We start from the raw sequence: 17,748 nt of genomic DNA, 5'->3' as shown, positions 1-17,748 counted from the left end.
AAGTCGCGTGGAATCACGGGGAGAGCGCCGATGGATGCCGCCAAGGAGCCCGCAAAGGACGCCTCGTCCGGGTCATCGCAGGCTGCGAGCCCTCAGGCCGGAAGTCCTCAGGCCGCCGAGTCGCATAAGCCGGCGGCGCCCAACATGCCGCAGTTCACGCGCGATGAAGATCTCCACGCCTATCACGAGATGCTGCTGATCCGGCGCTTCGAGGAGAAGGCCGGCCAGCTCTACGGCATGGGCCTGATCGGCGGCTTCTGCCATCTGTATATCGGCCAGGAAGCCGTGGTGATCGGCATGCAGATGGCCTCGGTCGACGGCGACCAGGTCATCACCGGCTACCGCGACCATGGCCACATGCTGGCCTGCGGCATGGACCCGAAGGGCGTCATGGCCGAGCTGACCGGCCGCCGCGGCGGCTACAGCCGCGGCAAGGGCGGCTCGATGCACATGTTCAGCCGCGAGAAGCAGTTCTTCGGCGGCCATGGCATCGTCGGTGCCCAGGTCTCGCTCGGCACCGGGCTGGCCTTCGCCGACCATTACCGGGAGAACGGCAAGGTCAGCCTGACCTACATGGGCGACGGCGCCGCCAACCAGGGCCAGGTCTACGAGAGCTTCAACATGGCGGCCCTGTGGAAGCTGCCTGTGGTCTACGTGATCGAGAACAACCGCTACGCCATGGGCACCTCGGTGGCCCGGGCCTCGGCGCAGACCGACTTCTCGAAGCGCGGCCTCTCCTTCGGCATCCCCGGCGAGCAGGTCGACGGCATGGACGTCCGCACGGTCCGCGAGGCCGCCACACGGGCGATCGAGCACGCCCGCACCGGCCAGGGCCCGTACATCCTGGAGATGCAGACCTACCGCTATCGCGGCCATTCCATGTCCGATCCGGCCAAGTACCGGACCAAGGACGAGGTCTCGAAGATGCGCGACGAGCACGACCCGATCGAGATGGTGCGCAAGCGCCTGCTCGAATTGCACGGGGTGCCGGAGGCCGATCTGAAGGCGACCGACGCCAAGGTCCGCGAGATCGTCAACGCCTCGGCCGAGTTCGCCACCAACGATCCCGAGCCCGATCCGTCCGAGCTCTGGACCGATATCTTGTTGGATGCGCACGCCTAGCGCGATCCTGAAACCCTGGCCGCCCCGACCGAAAAGACGACCGCAGAGCTGAGCATGGCGACCGACATCCTGATGCCCGCCCTCTCGCCCACCATGGAGGAGGGCAAGCTCGCCAAGTGGCTGAAGAAGGAGGGCGATCCGATCAAGTCCGGCGACGTGCTGGCCGAGATCGAGACCGACAAGGCCACCATGGAGGTGGAAGCGATCGACGAGGGCGTCCTCGCCAAGATCCTGATCGCGGAGGGTACCGAGGGCGTCGCGGTCAACACGCCGATCGCCGTCATCGCGGCCGAGGGCGAGGATCCGGCGAGCGTCCAGTCGGGCGGCGCGCCGAAGCCCAACGGCGCCGGCGGCCATCCGGCCCCGACCCCCGACATGCAGGCCGAAGGCATGGCCGACACGGCCGCCCCGGCGTCGAAGACCGGCGACGACGCCCCGCGGGCGCCGGCGGCACCGGCAATCATCACCAACAAGGCCGACGCGCCGGTGATGGAGGAATTCCCGGCCGGCACGCCGATGGTCACCACCACCGTGCGCGAGGCCCTGCGCGACGCCATGGCGGAGGAGATGCGCCGCGACGGCGACGTGTTCGTGATGGGCGAGGAGGTCGCCGAGTACCAGGGCGCCTACAAGATCACGCAAGGGTTGCTGCAGGAATTCGGCGCCAAGCGGGTGGTCGACACCCCGATCACCGAGCACGGCTTCGCGGGCATCGGCGTCGGCGCGGCGCTGGCCGGGTTGAAGCCCATCATCGAGTTCATGACCTTCAACTTCGCCATGCAGGCGATCGACCACATCATCAACTCGGCGGCGAAGACGCTCTACATGTCGGGCGGCCAGCTCGGCTGCCCGATCGTGTTCCGCGGCCCCAACGGCGCGGCCGCCCGGGTCGGCGCCCAGCACAGCCACGATTATTCCGCGTGGTACTCCAACGTGCCGGGCCTGAAGGTGATCGCGCCCTACACGGCGTCTGACGCCAAGGGCCTGCTCAAGGCCGCGATCCGCGATCCGAATCCGGTGATCTTCCTCGAGAACGAGATCCTGTACGGCCAGTCCTTCCCGGTGCCGCAGCTCGACGATTTCGTGCTGCCGATCGGCAAGGCGCGGATCCACCGCCCCGGCACGGACGTGACCATCGTGTCGTTCGCCATAGGCATGACCTACGCGCTCAAGGCCGCGCAGGTGCTGGCCGAGCAGGGGATCGAGGCCGAGGTGATCGACCTGCGCACGATCCGTCCGATGGATTCCGAGACGGTGGTCCGGTCGGTCAAGAAGACCGGCCGCTGCATCACCGTGGAGGAGGGGTTCCCGCAATCGGGCATCGGCGCCGAGATCGTCGCCCGCCTGATGGTCGATGCCTTCGACTACCTCGACGCCCCGGTCCTGCGCATCACCGGCAAGGACGTGCCGATGCCCTACGCGGCCAACCTCGAGAAGCTGGCCCTGCCGAACGTGGCCGAGGTCGTCGAGGCGGCCAAGAGCGTCTGCTACAAGTGACCGGTGCGTGGGCGGGCCTGGTCCCGCCCCGTCCCGGCAGGGGGTCGAGGAACAGCCGGCGCGCCATGAGCCAGGATACCAGCAGCGACTTCGCCGAACTCGCGATCCCGCCCGACGCCCGGGAACAGGGCGGCGTCGAGGTGCTGCGCGCCGCCGTGGTCGATGGCGCGGTGAGCGTCGCGCTCCGCCGCTCCTTCGACGATCCGGCGACCTGGGGCCGGCTGCTGGCCGACCTCGCCCGGCAGGCCGCCCGCGCCTACGCGCTGGAGACCGACCTATCGGAGGAGGAGGCGATCGAGCGCATCCGCGCCGGGTGGGAGGCCGAGGGGCTCGACCCCGGCGGCCTCAACTAGCGATGGCACGCGACCATGGCTGAGGCGGCCGTCCGGCAAGCGACCTACGCGGATCTCGAAGCGGTCCCCGAGCATCGCGTCGCCGAGATCATCGACGGTGTGCTGGAGACGCATCCGCGGCCGAGGCCGCGGCATGGCATTGCCGCGGCCCGCCTGTCGGGAGAGCTGGATCGGCCATTCGCACGCGGCCGTGGCGGCCCTGGTGGATGGGTCTTCATCATCGAGCCTGAACTTCATCTGGGATCCCAGGTGGTCGTGCCCGATCTCGCGGGCTGGCGCCGCGAGCGGATGCCGACCGAACCCGAGGATGCCTACATCGAAACGCCTCCGGATTGGATCTGCGAGATCCTTTCGCCGTCCACGATCCGCCTCGACCGTGGCCGCAAACGCAGCATCTACGGCGAGGCCGGGATCGGCCACCTCTGGCTGCTCGATCCGGGCGAGGGCGTGCTGGAAGGCTTCGCGCTTGAGAAGGGCCGCTGGGTGCTCCTTGCCACGATCCAGCGCGGCGAGACCGTGGCCCTGCCGCCCTTCGACGCCGTTCCGTTCCCCTTCGACGACCTGTTCCCCTTCGACAATCCGCCCTTCGACGATCCGGCCGCCCCGGCCTTGCCCGAGACCTGATGCCATGCCGATCAACGTGCTGATGCCCGCGCTCTCGCCCACCATGGAGAAGGGCAACCTCGCCAAGTGGCTGAAGAAAGAGGGTGACGCGATCAAGTCCGGCGACGTGCTGGCCGAGATCGAGACCGACAAGGCCACCATGGAGGTGGAGGCGATCGACGAGGGCGTGCTCGCCAAGATCCTCGTGCCCGAGGGCACGGCCGACGTGCCGGTGAACGACCTGATCGCCATCATCGCCGCCGAGGGCGAGGACCCGGCGAGCGTCCAGGCCGGCGGTGCGCCGAAGACGGCCTCCAACGGGGCGGCCAAACCGGAGCCCCAGGCCGACGCGTCGGCGGCCGACCAGAACACCACGCCCGGCGGCGGCCACATGTCGTACGAGCGGATCAACGCCGCGCCGGAGGGTGCGCAGCCGAGCGGGACGCCGCAGGTGGGTTCCGGCGGGCGGGTCTTCGCTTCGCCGCTGGCCCGCCGGATCGCCAAGCAGGAGGGCGTGGAACTCGGTGCCGTCCAGGGCAGCGGTCCGCATGGCCGCATCATCGCCCGCGACGTCCAGGCCACCAAGGCCTCCGGCGCCACCAAGGCTCCCGCACCCCAGGCCGCCGCCGAGGCGCCGAAGGCGGCAGCTCCCGCCCCGAAGGCCGCGCCCGCGGGTGGCGCGCCGGCCGGGCTCACGACCGATCAGGTCAAGGGCTTCTTCGCCAAGGATTCCTACGAGGACGTGCCGCTCGACGGCATGCGCAAGACCATCGCCAAGCGCCTCACCGAGGCGATGCAGGTCGCCCCGCACTTCTACCTGACGGTGGATTGCGAGCTCGACGCGCTGATGACGCTGCGCGAGACGCTGAACGCCTCCGCCGGCAAGGACAAGGACGGCAAGCCCGCCTTCAAGCTCTCGGTGAACGACTTCGTCATCAAGGCGATGGGTCTCGCGCTGACCCGCGTTCCGGCCGCCAACGCGGTCTGGGCCGAGGACCGGATCCTGCGCTTCAAGAACGCCGAGGTCGGCGTCGCGGTGGCGATCGACGGCGGGCTGTTCACCCCGGTGATCCGCCGGGCCAATGAGAAGACGCTGTCCACCATCTCCAAGGAAATGAAGGACTTTGCCGCCCGCGCCCGCGCCAAGAAGCTGAAGCCCGAGGAGTACCAGGGCGGCGTCACCTCGGTGTCGAACCTCGGCATGTTCGGGATCAAGCACTTCACCGCGGTGATCAACCCGCCGCAATCGAGCATCCTGGCGGTGGGCGCGGGCGAGAAGCGCATCGTCGTGCGGGACGGGGCCCCGGCCGTCGCGCAGGTGATGACCGCCACCCTGTCGTGCGACCACCGGGTGCTCGACGGGGCGCTCGGCGCGGAGCTGGTCTCGGCCTTCAAGGGGCTGATCGAGAACCCGATGGGCATGCTGGTGTGAGGGGGGACTCTGCTATGATCGTGTGAGCGGTCAATGGAGAGTCGCGTGTCCGAAGTCACCGATCTGGTCCTGCCGGTCCTTCAACGGATGCAGAGCGACATCGCCGAGGTGAAGCGCGATGTCGCAGCGATCAGGACGACCCTGGCAGGTCATACCGAGAAGCTCGAAGAACTGGAGATCTACGTCGCCTACGAGACCGGCCTCGGCACGCAGGCGAAGGCGGATCTGCAATCGATCAAGAAGACGATCAAGGCCATGGAGCAGCGGCTGAGCGCGCTGGAGACCTCGTCCTGATCGCCGCCTCAACGACGGTGCGGGCGCGCGCCACACAGCGGAGAGCTGAGACACGATGTCCGACACCTACGACGTCCTCATCATCGGCGCCGGGCCCGGCGGCTACGTCACGGCGATCCGGGCGGCACAGCTCGGGTTCAAGACCGCCGTGGTCGACCGTGAGCATCTCGGCGGCATCTGCCTGAACTGGGGCTGCATCCCCACCAAGGCGCTGCTCCGCTCGGCCGAGATTTATCATTATTTCCAGCACGCCGGTGATTACGGCCTGACCGCGGAGAAGGTCGGGTTCGACACGGCCGCCATCGTCAAGCGCTCCCGCGGCGTCTCGGGCCGGCTCAACGGCGGCGTCGGCATGCTGCTCAAGAAGAACAAGGTCGACGTGATCTGGGGCGAGGCGGCGGTCGACAGCGCCGCCAAGGGCAACCAGCCCGGCCAGGTCACCGTGACGGAGACCAAGCGCGCCGAGGCACCGAAGGGCGCCAAGGGCGCCGGCACCTACCAGGCCAAGCACATCATCGTGGCGACCGGCGCGCGGCCCCGGGCGATCCCCGGGATCGAGCCCGACAAGAAGCTGATCTGGACCTACTACGAGGCCATGGTGCCCGAGGCGATGCCCAAGAGCCTGCTGGTGATGGGCTCGGGCGCCATCGGCATCGAGTTCGCCTCGTTCTACCGCACCATGGGCGCCGAGGTGACCGTGGTGGAGCTGCTGCCGCAGATCCTGCCCGTGGAGGATGCCGAGATCGCAGGCCTCGCCCGCAAGCGCTTCGAGAAGCAGGGCATCAAGATCCTCACCGGCGCCAAGGTCACGAAGGTCGAGAAGGGCGCCAACTCGGTCACGGCGACCATCGAGGGCGGCGACGGCAAGTCCCAGCAGATCACCGCGGAAAAGCTGATCTCGGCGGTGGGCGTGGTCGGCAACATCGAGAGCATCGGCCTCGAAAAGCTCGGAGTGACGATCGACCGCGGGATCGTGGCGACCGACGGGCTCGGCCGCACCAACGTACCCGGCCTCTACGCCATCGGCGACGTCGCCGGCCCGCCGATGCTCGCCCACAAGGCCGAGCACGAGGGCGTCCTCTGCATCGAGACCATCAAGGGCCTGCCCACCCACCCGATGGACAAGGCCAAGATCCCGGGCTGCACCTATTGCCAGCCGCAGATCGCCAGCGTCGGGCTGACCGAGGCCAAGGCCAAGGAGCAGGGTTTTGCCGTGAAGGTCGGACGCTTCCCCTTCGCGGGCAACGGCAAGGCGATCGCGCTCGGCGAGCCGGACGGGCTGATCAAGACCGTGTTCGACGCCAAGACCGGCCAGCTGCTCGGCGCCCACATGGTCGGCGCCGAGGTGACCGAGCTGATCCAGGGCTACGTGGTGGCGATGAACCTGGAGAGCACCGAGGAGGAGCTGATGCACACGGTGTTCCCGCACCCGACGCTCAGCGAGATGATGCACGAGAGCGTGCTGGATGCGTATGGGAAGGTGATCCATTCGTAAGACCTGAAGCTGACCGAAAGCTCCTTCAAAACAAGCTGTTAGCCGAAGGAGCCTAGGTGGCTATCGGACCTTGGGTCAAGCCACGGGACAGCCAGGGGAGGGCCGGAAGCCGGCTCTCACTGTGCCCAGATTGTGCCAGCGAGCATCCTGACTGGAGCACACATACTGGCCTCAGTGGTCCCTCAAAGCGCTATGATGCGCCATGCCACTGCTGGAGCCTGACGACTTCCCACCGACACTGAGGGACCGCCTGAAGGCCGCTGGAGGAGGTCTCTTCCTGCTGGCTGTGGGTTCGCTGATGCTGTGGTCCGCCCCGACCTACGCAGATCCCTCCTGGACACCATCGTCCCACAGGCTCCGCTACCTGCTGGATTGGCCTCCGTTCTGGCGCGGGGCTCACATGGCAATCCTAGGGTCTTGGTTGGCAGGTTTCTCCCTGGTGGCCTTCTGGAAGGCTCTGAGGCGCTTCACACCACGATCCGAGCCATTGGGACGGAATAGCAGCCGCAAGCCGTGAGCGCCGTGGCGTACCGCTATCGGACCGTCACCTTACAGACGCCCGTCAGCATCTTGCCTGAGAGTTCTGACATAGCCGTGCTGGTGTTCTGGGTGACTAGTAGCTTGCCTGATCGTGGATAGATCGTGTGAACCCAGGTGGCGTCATCAAGCACGCTCACGAAGCTCCAGTGACCCGTCAGCATCCGTTTCACATAGGCCTTCTCGGTCACCACACGGCCCCCAGCAGACTTGGAACTCTGGAGGATCAGCAAGCCCTCCGATGTGTCGTCGTCTCCAGTGTATGACCACGAGACATCAGTGAGCTTATCCAACCTCCCAACAAGCTGACCATTCGTGTCATCCACCCGGTAGCCACCGATATCGGTGCATACAGCAACCAATTTCTCGGCTGACGCAGAACCGCCAAGCAACATCACAGAGATTAGAACGGCAAATACAATACGCATAGCTCAGAGTCAATTCATCTCACGCGCTTATATGTTCCGGCGAAAGTAACGTTCATGCCATAAATACCAAGCCAATTTTCCTCTTCTACAATCACAATGTCTTCCGCGAACCTGAAGGCCATCGTGTGCCCGTTGTCCCCATAATAGACTGCATACTCGGGACTCCGAAGCGCCATCATGTACTCACACTCGCCCGTATTTGGACCATACTGCCGTTCTGGCCCCCATATCGCAAAGCCGGTCACAAAATATCGGACCTCGCCATACGCGCTATCTGGCAATGGCGTTAAGATAATCTCGGCACTATCTTCCCCAGTTCCAACCCGAATATATTGCCCAGCTTTCGGATCTTCGGGTGGCAGTTCTAAGAAACCAAAATGAACCTTTTGAGACAAGGCAGCGCCAAGCGCGGAAATCAACTCATCCCGAAATACCTTAACTTCTTGTATTGTAAAACCCTTCCTCTGGCTTGTGCTGCTGTCGTATTGGTCATGATGCTCAAGACACATAAAGGCGAGATTACCCGGCTGACTGTTAGCATTATTACGGTCTAAGTGCGCAATTTGACCAGACTTCATGGAAACGTCTCGATCCAGCCCATAACATATACAACAACGCCGCCTTGAACTTAGCAGAACATCGGTTTCCGTTCTCTCCGGTGTTTTACGGCGTGCCATTCCGGTTCCTTGTGAGCATCGGCCACACCATAGTAAGCACCGCGTTCATTCAGAAAGTCTTTACAACTCATAGCCGCGCTAGGAGGCTGCAGGACAGCTACTAGCGTTAAGCCGCTACCTGCTACTCGCGTTTCCTCGCAGCCGCCCTGGGCCTTCCTAGCAAATCCTAGAGCATATCCGTGAAAGCTGCGAAGATCTGTGCCACCCGCTCAGCTATCGACCTCTCAAATCAATAGTGCTCCGTTTCGCCAATGGCATACTTTTTTCAACAATTACGGCTCGGCATGCATCTTAAGCAGCCTTTTGGATGGCTTCAGGAGCCCCCAGGATGTCCTTCAGCTTCACCGGCAGGGCGATACCCACCAACACCATAGAAACCGCCTCCATGACCTCCTGAGCGAGCCTGGCGTTGCTCTGAGCCACAAAGAGGCCGTCGTGACTGGGCAGGGCCACCACGTTCAAGGTCATCAGTTGCTCAAGGGTCGACAGAAGGATGCGGCTCTCGGTGAACATGAGGCTGTACCCCAGGATTTCCTTGGACCGCTCTTTGGGCTCGATAATCGACACCAACCCCGGATGCTTCTGACACAGCGCCTCCCGGAGCTTCTTGGCGGTCGTTCCTCTGGGTAGGTCATCCAGATGGCTTGGCTGGCCCGGGGCCGCTCCACCACGACCACCATTCAGGATTGAACACAGACCCTGCTTCACGGCGTCTCGGTGGTCTGGATTGCCTCGCCTGTAGCCGTCCAGGTAGCCCGTGAGGTCGTACAGATCACCATCAGGCCACTCCAGGCCTAAGCCACGATACGCAAGCCGAGGATGGAGCGACACGAAATCCAGGTCGGCTATCGGTTCCCCATCGATCCTGATGTTGCCCCTGCGGTACTTCTTCAGGTTCATCCAGAAGCCGCCGTAGAGCCTTCCCACCTGGTCGAATCGTAGTTCCTGCCGTGGAAGCAACTTGAAGCGCCGTGTCAGCCTTCGATCCAGGGTGTTCACAGGCCCGAAGCCATCCGGGAGGAACTGGATGTCAGCTTTGACGAGATGGTCGTTGATGCGGGCAACCTGATCGGACAAGGCCTCGGTCTCGGGGGTTGGCTCATAGTCTCTGAGCTTGGACTTGGGCTCCTGGTGGTAGCCACGATCCAGTTTGGTGGACACAATCAGCAGGGGCTCACCGTCCAACCTACCGAAGCATGACAGGTCCACACCATGATCCTCGACAAGCTGCACAAGGCTCGGTGCGATGCGCATGGTGGACCGGAGGCCCTTGGTCGAGGAGCCTTCAGTCTGAATTAGCAATCCGGCGCTCTGTAGGATGTCCAGAGTCTTGCCGAGAGTTCGTCTGAGGAGGTCGTGGTTGTTGTAGATGGTGAGCGGCTCTTTGTGGTCCCTACAGACGACAATGGGCTTCGGCTTACGGTGAGTCAGGTAGGATTTCGCCAGATTGGCTACCACAACCTCTACCAGGAGCCTGTAGCGCCTCTCAACATCATCCTTACGCCTCCTGTCTCTCTGTTCGACCTCAGACACCCTGGCAATCACGTCATCAACGACAGCCAGGAGGGCACCGGGTAGGGCGCACAGGAACTCATCTATCCAAGGATCATCCTTCTTAGGACGCACAGCTTCGGGCCTATTGGTCCCCCGGGTGGTCTCTTGATCCTCATGGTTCTCTATCAATGATATATCCCTTATCATACCATCATAGGAGGACTGCTAGTCTCTATGTCCAAAGGGGTCCTGTAGTATATCCATAAGGCCCCCACGTAAGGAAACCCCGAGAACACAGCGGTACCCGGGGATCGGCCCATGCCCGCACTTCGTTTCAGAGATAGAAGGCGTCTTGATTATTGAGGCCCCCGAAGCGCCAAGGTTGGCCGCGCGGCCGCTTAGCGACCTGGCCCGCGCCCGCTTCGGCCTGACCGCAGGAAACCACTCCGAGCCGGTGTGGACTTGCGTGACCGCTGCGCCATGATGGCCTGGCTCTCGGCCTCTGATTGCTGAGCAGCGTAAGCCGACCGTGAGGCAGACTCTTGGTCCCAGGCCTGGTCTTTGCGCGCCTTGACCTTCCCAAGCTCCTCCACAAGGGCATCCGTCTCATCCGACTGTGCCTGTCGCTGAGCGTCATCCCCGGCCGCCTGACGTGCCTTGAAGGCCTTTGCCATCGGGTTGCTCATCAGGAGCCCGTCAGCGTCCTGGATCATGTCCGGAGGCCTGTACCCCTGTCCCCCGTGGAGGGTGATCAGACCGTCTTCGCCCAAAAGCCGTCCAGAGAACCCGACGTACCCCGGTTGGGACGGGAGGCGCCCCATGAAGTCAGGTTCGCCAGGAAGCCGCATTGGTGCCCCTGGTGGCTGTGTTGGTGGTGGCGAAGATGAGGAGCCTTGGCCCAGCCCTATGGTGCTGAGAAGTGTCCCGAGACCTCCTTGTCTCAGCTTAGCGAGGGCCGAAGCGAAGTCGAATGGTGGCGAGCCTGGTGGTGGTACTGGCATCGAATGGCAACTGCATTGTGTTGAGCCGCACAGGACTACTCCGGAGTACCCGGGCAACCCACGGCCTCTATTTGCTCCCACACCAAGGCAGTTTTGACAACATCAACGCCCAACCCCGCAGTCCAACCCCTCAGCAACTCGGAGGGTATGCTATGTCGTTGACCGTGCGCTGCTGACGGGACGGTTCGTAAGAGGACTGAAGATCCCCTCACCCCGAAAAAGATTGCGAGAAATACACCCTTGACGCATCCATGTGTCTGGCGGGTGCGCCCGGCATGCCTCGGAGAATGGCCCGTAGGCCTCCTAGGAATCCCGCTGAGCGGTGTCGTCGTTGTCGAGCTTCGCCAGTACCCGGGATACCTGTACGGCCGCCCACGCCCCTCCCTTGGCAGTCGGTATGCCTCGCTGGTTGAGACCTTCCGCGATGTCTCGGAGCGAAACAGCACCTTCCGCCCGGATCGCCGCAATGATGCCAGCAAGGTCCTGAGCCCGACTCGTGGCCTTCGCCTGGCGGACCCTCAACCCTTCCAGCCGCCCCCGCTCGCTTGCGGTCGCCAGGTAACTTCCGTCCCCACCAAGCCGCGTACGCTTGCCAGCCGCTATGAGCGCATCCTTCGCCGCCTCATCCAGCTTGTCGTACCACTCCCGCTTCCTCGCCAGCGCGCTCCTGGTTCTCTCAGAGATAGCCTTCGCCTCATGCTCAGCGACAGCCGCCAGGATGTGAACCGTGAGCCGGTTGGCCTGTGGGAAATCAACAGCCGTGAACTCCACCCCGCTATCCATGAGAGAGGACACGAAGGCGACGTTACGGGCCAGCCGATCCAGTTTGGCGATGATGAGCGTGGCCTTGTGCAAGCGACACAGCCGAAGGGCCTCAGCGAGCTTGGGGCGGTCATTCCGCTTCCCAGACTCTACCTCGGTCACCTCAGCCACCAGGGACCAGGCGCCACCGTTGAGGTAACTGCGGACGGCTTCCCGCTGAGCTTCGAGTCCCAGGCCGCTCCGCCCCTGTCGAGCCGTGCTGACTCGGTAGTAGGCGATGAACCTTCCCTCAGCCATGTCGAGCCCTGCCGTTACAGATTGTTCTACGTTCGATAAGCAAAACGTAACACCGCGAGTCAGGCCGGACAAGAGGCAATTGACAAGAACGAGCCAGATAAATTCAGTCAATCGACTGTTCAATCAGCAATGATTCGTGGAAATGCGGGAGTCGAAGTGGTATTGTATTGGCGATAATACCAAGCACAGGACCACGCACATGCTATGGTTTTTCGGACTGACGGTAGCTGCAATCCTCATGTCCCTCAGTGACAAGGCATGGGGTAACCCACTGACCATATTTGCCATCATCCCTGTTGGCTTCTGCTTCGCTATGTTGGGTAGTGTGTTCCTGAAAGCAGCAGGGCTCAACTGACTGGCGACCAATGTCCCCCAAGGTGCGGCCGGATTGTATGCACATGGTAGGTCAGTGCTTGCTTGTCTAGCTGTATCTATAGGTCTGACCTTGTTGGCTCCCAGGTTGAGCCGGGGAGAACTGAAGGGAGGCCTAGGACTCCGGCGGGTCCTCTCTCGCCCTACGAACTCAGATCAGTGACCGCCCACCCACTTTCAAATTCCCGGTAAAGCCTCTCGTCGTTGTTCAAGGTTACCGTGTGGTGTCTTTCGTGGGACTCCGCTGAGTCCGGAGGGTCCGCAGGCCTATCTACAGATCGCGATTGGTATCCCATGGCAATCGGAATGTATTTATGCTGCTCATACAGCCGAATAACACTTGTGGACAGCAAATGGCCGTGAGATAGGCGTAAGCGTGACCGCAAGATACATACGACGGTCAAGGGCTGAGATGATGTTGCACGCGCTGCACTACGACATAGTGTTCTTTAATAAGGGGCACCCACGCCACCCAGGGCCCTCGACGGATCACTACGCGTTCGCCGCTCTGACACCCCAGGGCCGAGAGAGACTGGAGAGCGCACCCGCAGGCAAGTGGGAGGCTGACTACTTGTCGGTGAGCGAAGACGATGACGCCGAAGACATCATGGACCACATACTGACCCTTGAGGTTCACCTGGACTACTAAAAACGACCCAGGCCCTTCGGGGCCTTTTCTTGTTACTGACGCAAGCTAATCCGAGATCAATAGGAGCGCGTATGAGCGGCGAACTTACCGGAAATGATGGACTTCCCCTAACCAGCCTCATGCGCCTCAGGGACGCCGTAGGGGCCTTTCGAGCTTTGGAGCCGGGATTGCCTTCAAGCTACATCGATACCTTCCTGGCGGTCGCCCTGAGCCCCGGCCTGGGGCCATCCGACTACGCTCAAATGCTAGGGACCATCCAGCCGGTGGCCTCCAGGACGCTCATGGAAATCGGGGGGCACAGCAGGGTCCGGGACACCCCGTTGCATCTGGTGTCCTCTCGGCCGCACCCTGAGAGCCGTAGGCAGGTTCAGTACCTGCTCACCCCGAAGGGCTATGCCTTGGCACATAGGGTCGGCTGGATGCTCAAAGGGCGCCCTTAGCGTAATGTGTCATTCGGCCTGGGCACCATCGAGTGGAGGCAGAGCAGAATCTTGCCCGGGATCAGTTCCGTCGGTGGCAGACCGGACTAAACGACCCTCGTGGAGATACTGAAGGCCATAAGCGGTAACTTCCCACCAAATGTGAGTAGTACCCTTCAACGATTGCGCGACGGTAGTCTTGATAAGCCGCAACGCAACGAACTGAGCTTGAATGGTTTCGAAGTCATGGTCGTTTATGCTACAGCTTGAGTGGCCATACTGCTTTGCAAGCCGGCCTTCTAGAATGATTTTGACGTATTCCTGGGTTCCTGGTTTTTGGATTTTGAAACCGACCATATTGAACAAATCATCCCAACTCAGCGTATGTGCGAACTTGTACGTTCTCGAAACCCGCGAATGGTGCTCTGAGTGAGTTCCTGTCACAGTAAATTTATCCGCTCCCCTCGACAAATTCGCAGGTACTGGCGGCTGGGCGAGCGCCCTGAGTTCTCTCAGTTGCTCTTTAAGCGAGGCGTTCTCAATCGTTAACTCACTGATTCTTTGAAGACTCGCTGCAGAGGCCGCCTGATCTCCCCGCACCCATCCGATTGCTGGGTAGGTACGTATGGTCTTACTGAGGCTTAGAGCCACCAGCCCAGGCAACTCCTCGGCCTTCTCCCAGTGCCGTGCAAGCCTGCCCGTCAGTAGTTTGGTGCGAAACGCCTCAAGTTTGACCCTGGTTTCCTCCTTAAGTTCAGACTTCACTGCGGGCAAAGCACCTGGATCGGCGTGAACCAGAGCAATTACCTTGATATCTTTAGACACGGCATAGTCGTATTCAGCCTCAGTATAACCTATGCCCTCGGCGTTCATACTCCCATAGCGACCTCCCAAAATAATAATATAGTAATCTGAATCGTCTATGACGGTCTTGATGAAATCAAGCTGCTCTTGATCTAAAGCCGGGAATAGCTCCATACCTGCAGGCATACAGTCCATCTCCATGACTGACTGCATCACCTTTTGGCGCTCTTCCTTGAGATCCGTGAATGTAGAGCTAATGAAAACTTGGTACCTCTTATCAGCCATTGCTTTCGTCTGCCCGCTTCATCCGCCTGAGCGTTCTTAGAGTCACCAACTGCTTAGTGGGGTATCACTCACGTCAACAAAATGCGTCAGAACAGAGCAGCCTGCCTGATGGGGTCAAGCCGTACGACGCCAATAATCATCCACTGCCAGTTGCGCTGAGAGTGGGTGCCCATAGCCAACACCATGCCCTTGGTAGGGTACTCTTGGCCAAACTTAGCCATCATCCAGTCCAGAGCACCTTGCTCCCCAAGTTCATAACGTCGCCTGAGGAACGTGGCTTCAATTTCCCAGTCGTGACAGCGGGGCTCATGCTCCCCGTCATCATCTCGATACCTGTAATAGAACTCGTATGGTGCAGGCTCTCTCGGGACTACCTGCTGACCACCAAACAGGTCTGAGGTAGACTGAAGGCGTTCATAGTCCTGCCGAACCTTGTCGAGGTCAGCCTGTGACCGCCTCTTCCAGAAGAACACCGGGTTCTCAGGGCGGATGAGAGCAAGGCTGCGGCCCTCCTCATACTCCCGCTTGGTGCTGGTCACGATGGCTTTGCCGAGGAAGCGTTCCCGTTCACGCTCTTTGAGTTTGCCAGTTATCTCGATGCTCTGCGGATCAACCCGCCTGGACTCGGAGCGCCGGTCTTTGGCCGCCTCGGGAAGGCGCCACTTGAAACGTATTCGGTCCCAGCGTCCAAACTGTCTAGCGTCTGCTAACTGCCTGAAGGTGACGGGATAGAGCCTTAGCCACTTTCCGTACTCATCAATTGCCGCGACACAGACGGTCTCGCCATAGGTGCCCCCGGCTTGAGGCAGAGCCTTAACGAGTACGACAGCCTGTGCTTCACCCGCCCGCGCTAACTCCTGCTGCTGGAGCATTCGCACCACCCTGGACCGGCATCGCAACCTGAAGGTGGATTGCGGAGAACGGTTCTAGCGTTGCCATACAGTCTGCCACAAGAGAGCGATGACAGGTCTTGTGGTCTCTCTCGAAGCACATCAAAGCTGAGTTTGACCGCTTTGCAATCCCGACCGCCTCGTTCAGACCAAGTTGCGCAGATCCACTCCCAAGATGATCTGTGTAGATCCGTAAGAAATCGTGGTATCTACCCTGCCGCATAGCATCGCGGCCCGGCTTTGGGTCTCCCAGAGATTGCAAGTGGGTGTAAGCAATGCCTGCCTCTGCCAGAGCAGCCCGAAGGCCATTCTTGGAGAAGCCTGGCTTCCTGGAGATAGGTCTGTCGCGGACGTCAATGATGTGGTCGATATCGTTCTCTAGGAGTGTGTGGATGAAAGCCTCAAGGCGACACCCCTCGTAACCTATGGTGTGAACCGTCCTCAAAGCGCGCCCCTATGCCGCAAACCGCCAAGCCCAATCAACCGACTACCGCGAAGCATCTGCGAGAAACAAGGGAGCACCTTGGGCGTAAGCTCTGGGCCATTACGCGCTCCCTGGACCACTTCAGCCGCCCGTCGAGGAAGACCGGTGAGACCTAGTTAGGGTAGCTTCATCACCACCGCTTCGGGCTTCAGGTGGGTATACCGCATGAGCATCCGGGTATCTCGATGCCCACTGATGAGAGCCACCTCGGGGATGCTCAGGCCCATCTCAAAGAACCGAGTGACAGCCTCGTGCCTGAGGTCGTGGTACCGGAAGTTCGGTAGGTCCACGCGTCCCATAATGCGCCTCCAGGCCATCTTCACGGCATCCTCCGTGGTCGGGAACACAAGCTCCTGGCCGGTTGGGGTCTCAGGCTTTCGGGCCGTTAGAATGCTCAAGGCTCTGGAGGTCAGAGGGATGGTCCGAGCGTGACCGTTCTTGGTCAGCGGGATGTGGAGGGTGCGCTTCGCCTCATCGAGGTCTCCCCAGCGAACCTTCAGCACCTCTCCGCGCCTCATGGCCGTCTCCAAGCCAAACTCCACCATATCGAGGACGTGTGGGTTCCTGGACTTCTGACAGGCGGCTCGCAGCTTCTCCCATTCCCCAGGCTCCAGACGACGAGACCGGGCGTTGAACACCTTGGGCTTCTTCACCAACGTGAATGGGTTCTCAGGGATCGGATAGCCCCAGGTATGCCGTGCGACCTCCAGGGCATGTCGATAGATGGCAAGTTCCCGGTTCACACTGCCAGGCTTGATGACCTTGAGTCGTGTGTCTCGGTGGTGGGCCACTTTGGCGACCGTGAGGGCACTAAGAGGCGTCTTGGAGAGTGGGTGTCTCAGCAGCACCCGAATCGCCATGGCCTCCCTGAAGGCGCCCCGCTTGGTCGGTGACACCTCATCCCGGTAGCGGACTAGGAGGTCACCCACGGTCACGTCATCGAGGACCCTGCGGCTTGCGGGGAGGCCCCTCCGGTCTGCCTCTGCCTCAATGTGTCGCGCCCAGGCTTGAGCATCAGCCTTCGTCAAGAACGACCGGGTGAGGGCAGGGGAGCCCTTACGCCTGACCTGAACGTGCCACCTGTCGTTCCGCTTTCTGATGGTTGCCATGAAAGTCGGTCTCACTGTGCCCAGATTGTGCCAGCGAGTTCCGAAGGGGTCCGTAGGTCAGTCTCAGGTCAGATGGTGTGGACCAAGCCCAAGTCGGCTATGTGCCTGACACCGCTCACGAATAGAGACGTGGCGATGAACCTGGAGAGCACCGAGGAGGAGCTGATGCACACGGTGTTCCCGCACCCGACGCTCAGCGAGATGATGCACGAGAGCGTGCTGGATGCGTATGGGAAGGTGATCCATACGTAGGCTGAGTTATCCGATTTCGCAGGCTCAATTAGATCAAGGCCTCGGAATGCTCATCGGCGAGCGTTCCGAGGTATGCTTTCTTATTCCGCTACCGTAGTGCGAATAAGAATTTATATGCCGATTGTATATTCGGAAGCAGCGCCCAACCGAGCTGTGAATTACAAATCCCCACGGTCGCCATACGTCCCTTTGAATATCAATTTTTCGCCTCTGACCAATTGATCGCCTGACAAATCTAGTTCTTTTAGTTGCGGAATACCATATTTCTTGACTTCCTCCGCGCTAAACAGCGGCAAGATAGGCATCTCCAAGCCGTCTATCTCTACCGCAAAATCTTTCGTAGCCGAAGGTATATTTATCTGAAAAGACTGCATGCCGTAATGCACTACCAGCATCGCATAAGGCAGTTTCAAATAATCGTTGTTTCGATAAAGCATTGCAACGATTATACTCGAAGCCCTACTTGGTCCTGGCATCGTGTAGGACTGGATG

At 61.3% G+C, this 17,748-nt stretch carries 15 protein-coding genes; 7 read left to right on the top strand and 8 right to left on the bottom strand.

Annotated features, from left to right (window positions below; translation table 11 throughout):
* Positions 1-30 precede the first annotated feature (30 nt).
* The 7 genes from pdhA (at position 31) to lpdA (ending at position 6,796) form a co-directional block, all read left to right on the top strand.
* A complete protein-coding gene (pdhA, locus tag OXS49_RS03870; protein ID WP_267421973.1) occupies positions 31-1,122 on the top strand; it encodes a pyruvate dehydrogenase (acetyl-transferring) E1 component subunit alpha in 1,092 nt (363 codons plus the stop codon).
* A 54-nt stretch (positions 1,123-1,176) separates the two neighbouring features.
* A complete protein-coding gene (locus OXS49_RS03865; protein WP_267421971.1) occupies positions 1,177-2,619 on the top strand; it encodes a pyruvate dehydrogenase complex E1 component subunit beta in 1,443 nt (480 codons plus the stop codon).
* A 65-nt stretch (positions 2,620-2,684) separates the two neighbouring features.
* On the top strand, positions 2,685-2,972 hold the full coding sequence (locus OXS49_RS03860) for a DUF5076 domain-containing protein (RefSeq protein ID WP_243999701.1): 288 nt from the start codon (positions 2,685-2,687) through the stop codon (positions 2,970-2,972).
* Between the two features lie 15 nt (positions 2,973-2,987).
* On the top strand, positions 2,988-3,596 hold the full coding sequence (locus OXS49_RS03855) for a Uma2 family endonuclease (RefSeq protein WP_267421968.1): 609 nt from the start codon (positions 2,988-2,990) through the stop codon (positions 3,594-3,596).
* A 4-nt stretch (positions 3,597-3,600) separates the two neighbouring features.
* Positions 3,601-5,007: a pyruvate dehydrogenase complex dihydrolipoamide acetyltransferase gene (locus OXS49_RS03850; RefSeq protein ID WP_267421966.1), complete on the top strand. Its 1,407-nt coding sequence runs from the start codon at positions 3,601-3,603 to the stop codon at positions 5,005-5,007.
* 45 nt (positions 5,008-5,052) lie between these two features.
* Complete coding sequence (locus OXS49_RS03845) at positions 5,053-5,301, top strand: hypothetical protein (RefSeq protein ID WP_243999707.1); 249 nt, start codon at positions 5,053-5,055, stop codon at positions 5,299-5,301.
* A gap of 55 nt (positions 5,302-5,356) precedes the next feature.
* Positions 5,357-6,796: a dihydrolipoyl dehydrogenase gene (lpdA, locus tag OXS49_RS03840; protein WP_267421961.1), complete on the top strand. Its 1,440-nt coding sequence runs from the start codon at positions 5,357-5,359 to the stop codon at positions 6,794-6,796.
* A 533-nt stretch (positions 6,797-7,329) separates the two neighbouring features.
* On the opposite strand, the gene OXS49_RS03835 is transcribed toward lpdA, so the two are convergent.
* The 8 genes from OXS49_RS03835 to OXS49_RS03800 form a co-directional block, all read right to left on the bottom strand.
* Complete coding sequence (locus OXS49_RS03835) at positions 7,330-7,761, bottom strand: hypothetical protein (RefSeq protein ID WP_267421958.1); 432 nt, start codon at positions 7,759-7,761, stop codon at positions 7,330-7,332.
* Positions 7,762-7,775: 14 nt separating this feature from the next.
* The gene (locus OXS49_RS03830; RefSeq protein ID WP_267421956.1) at positions 7,776-8,339 is read right to left on the bottom strand and encodes a hypothetical protein; all 564 of its coding nucleotides are present in this window, start codon (positions 8,337-8,339) and stop codon (positions 7,776-7,778) included.
* Positions 8,340-8,729: 390 nt separating this feature from the next.
* The gene (locus OXS49_RS03825; RefSeq protein ID WP_267421954.1) at positions 8,730-10,121 is read right to left on the bottom strand and encodes a hypothetical protein; all 1,392 of its coding nucleotides are present in this window, start codon (positions 10,119-10,121) and stop codon (positions 8,730-8,732) included.
* Positions 10,122-11,236: 1,115 nt separating this feature from the next.
* Positions 11,237-11,992 (bottom strand): recombinase family protein, encoded by a 756-nt coding sequence (locus tag OXS49_RS03820; protein WP_267421952.1) that lies wholly within the window; start codon positions 11,990-11,992, stop codon positions 11,237-11,239.
* A 1,470-nt stretch (positions 11,993-13,462) separates the two neighbouring features.
* Positions 13,463-14,521: a DUF4062 domain-containing protein gene (locus OXS49_RS03815; RefSeq protein WP_267421950.1), complete on the bottom strand. Its 1,059-nt coding sequence runs from the start codon at positions 14,519-14,521 to the stop codon at positions 13,463-13,465.
* 86 nt (positions 14,522-14,607) lie between these two features.
* Positions 14,608-15,393, bottom strand: coding sequence for a hypothetical protein (locus tag OXS49_RS03810; RefSeq protein ID WP_267421947.1), 786 nt, complete (start codon positions 15,391-15,393; stop codon positions 14,608-14,610).
* 618 nt (positions 15,394-16,011) lie between these two features.
* A complete protein-coding gene (locus OXS49_RS03805; RefSeq protein ID WP_267421945.1) occupies positions 16,012-17,004 on the bottom strand; it encodes a site-specific integrase in 993 nt (330 codons plus the stop codon).
* A 410-nt stretch (positions 17,005-17,414) separates the two neighbouring features.
* A complete protein-coding gene (locus OXS49_RS03800; protein ID WP_267421943.1) occupies positions 17,415-17,693 on the bottom strand; it encodes a hypothetical protein in 279 nt (92 codons plus the stop codon).
* Positions 17,694-17,748: the final 55 nt, after the last annotated feature.

The sequence above is a fragment of the Methylobacterium sp. GC_Met_2 genome, assembly GCF_026540795.1.
Taxonomy (GTDB): Bacteria; Pseudomonadota; Alphaproteobacteria; order Rhizobiales; family Beijerinckiaceae; genus Methylobacterium.
The sequence above is the reverse complement of the archived record's forward strand: the minus strand, read 5'-3'. Positions and strand labels throughout refer to the sequence as shown.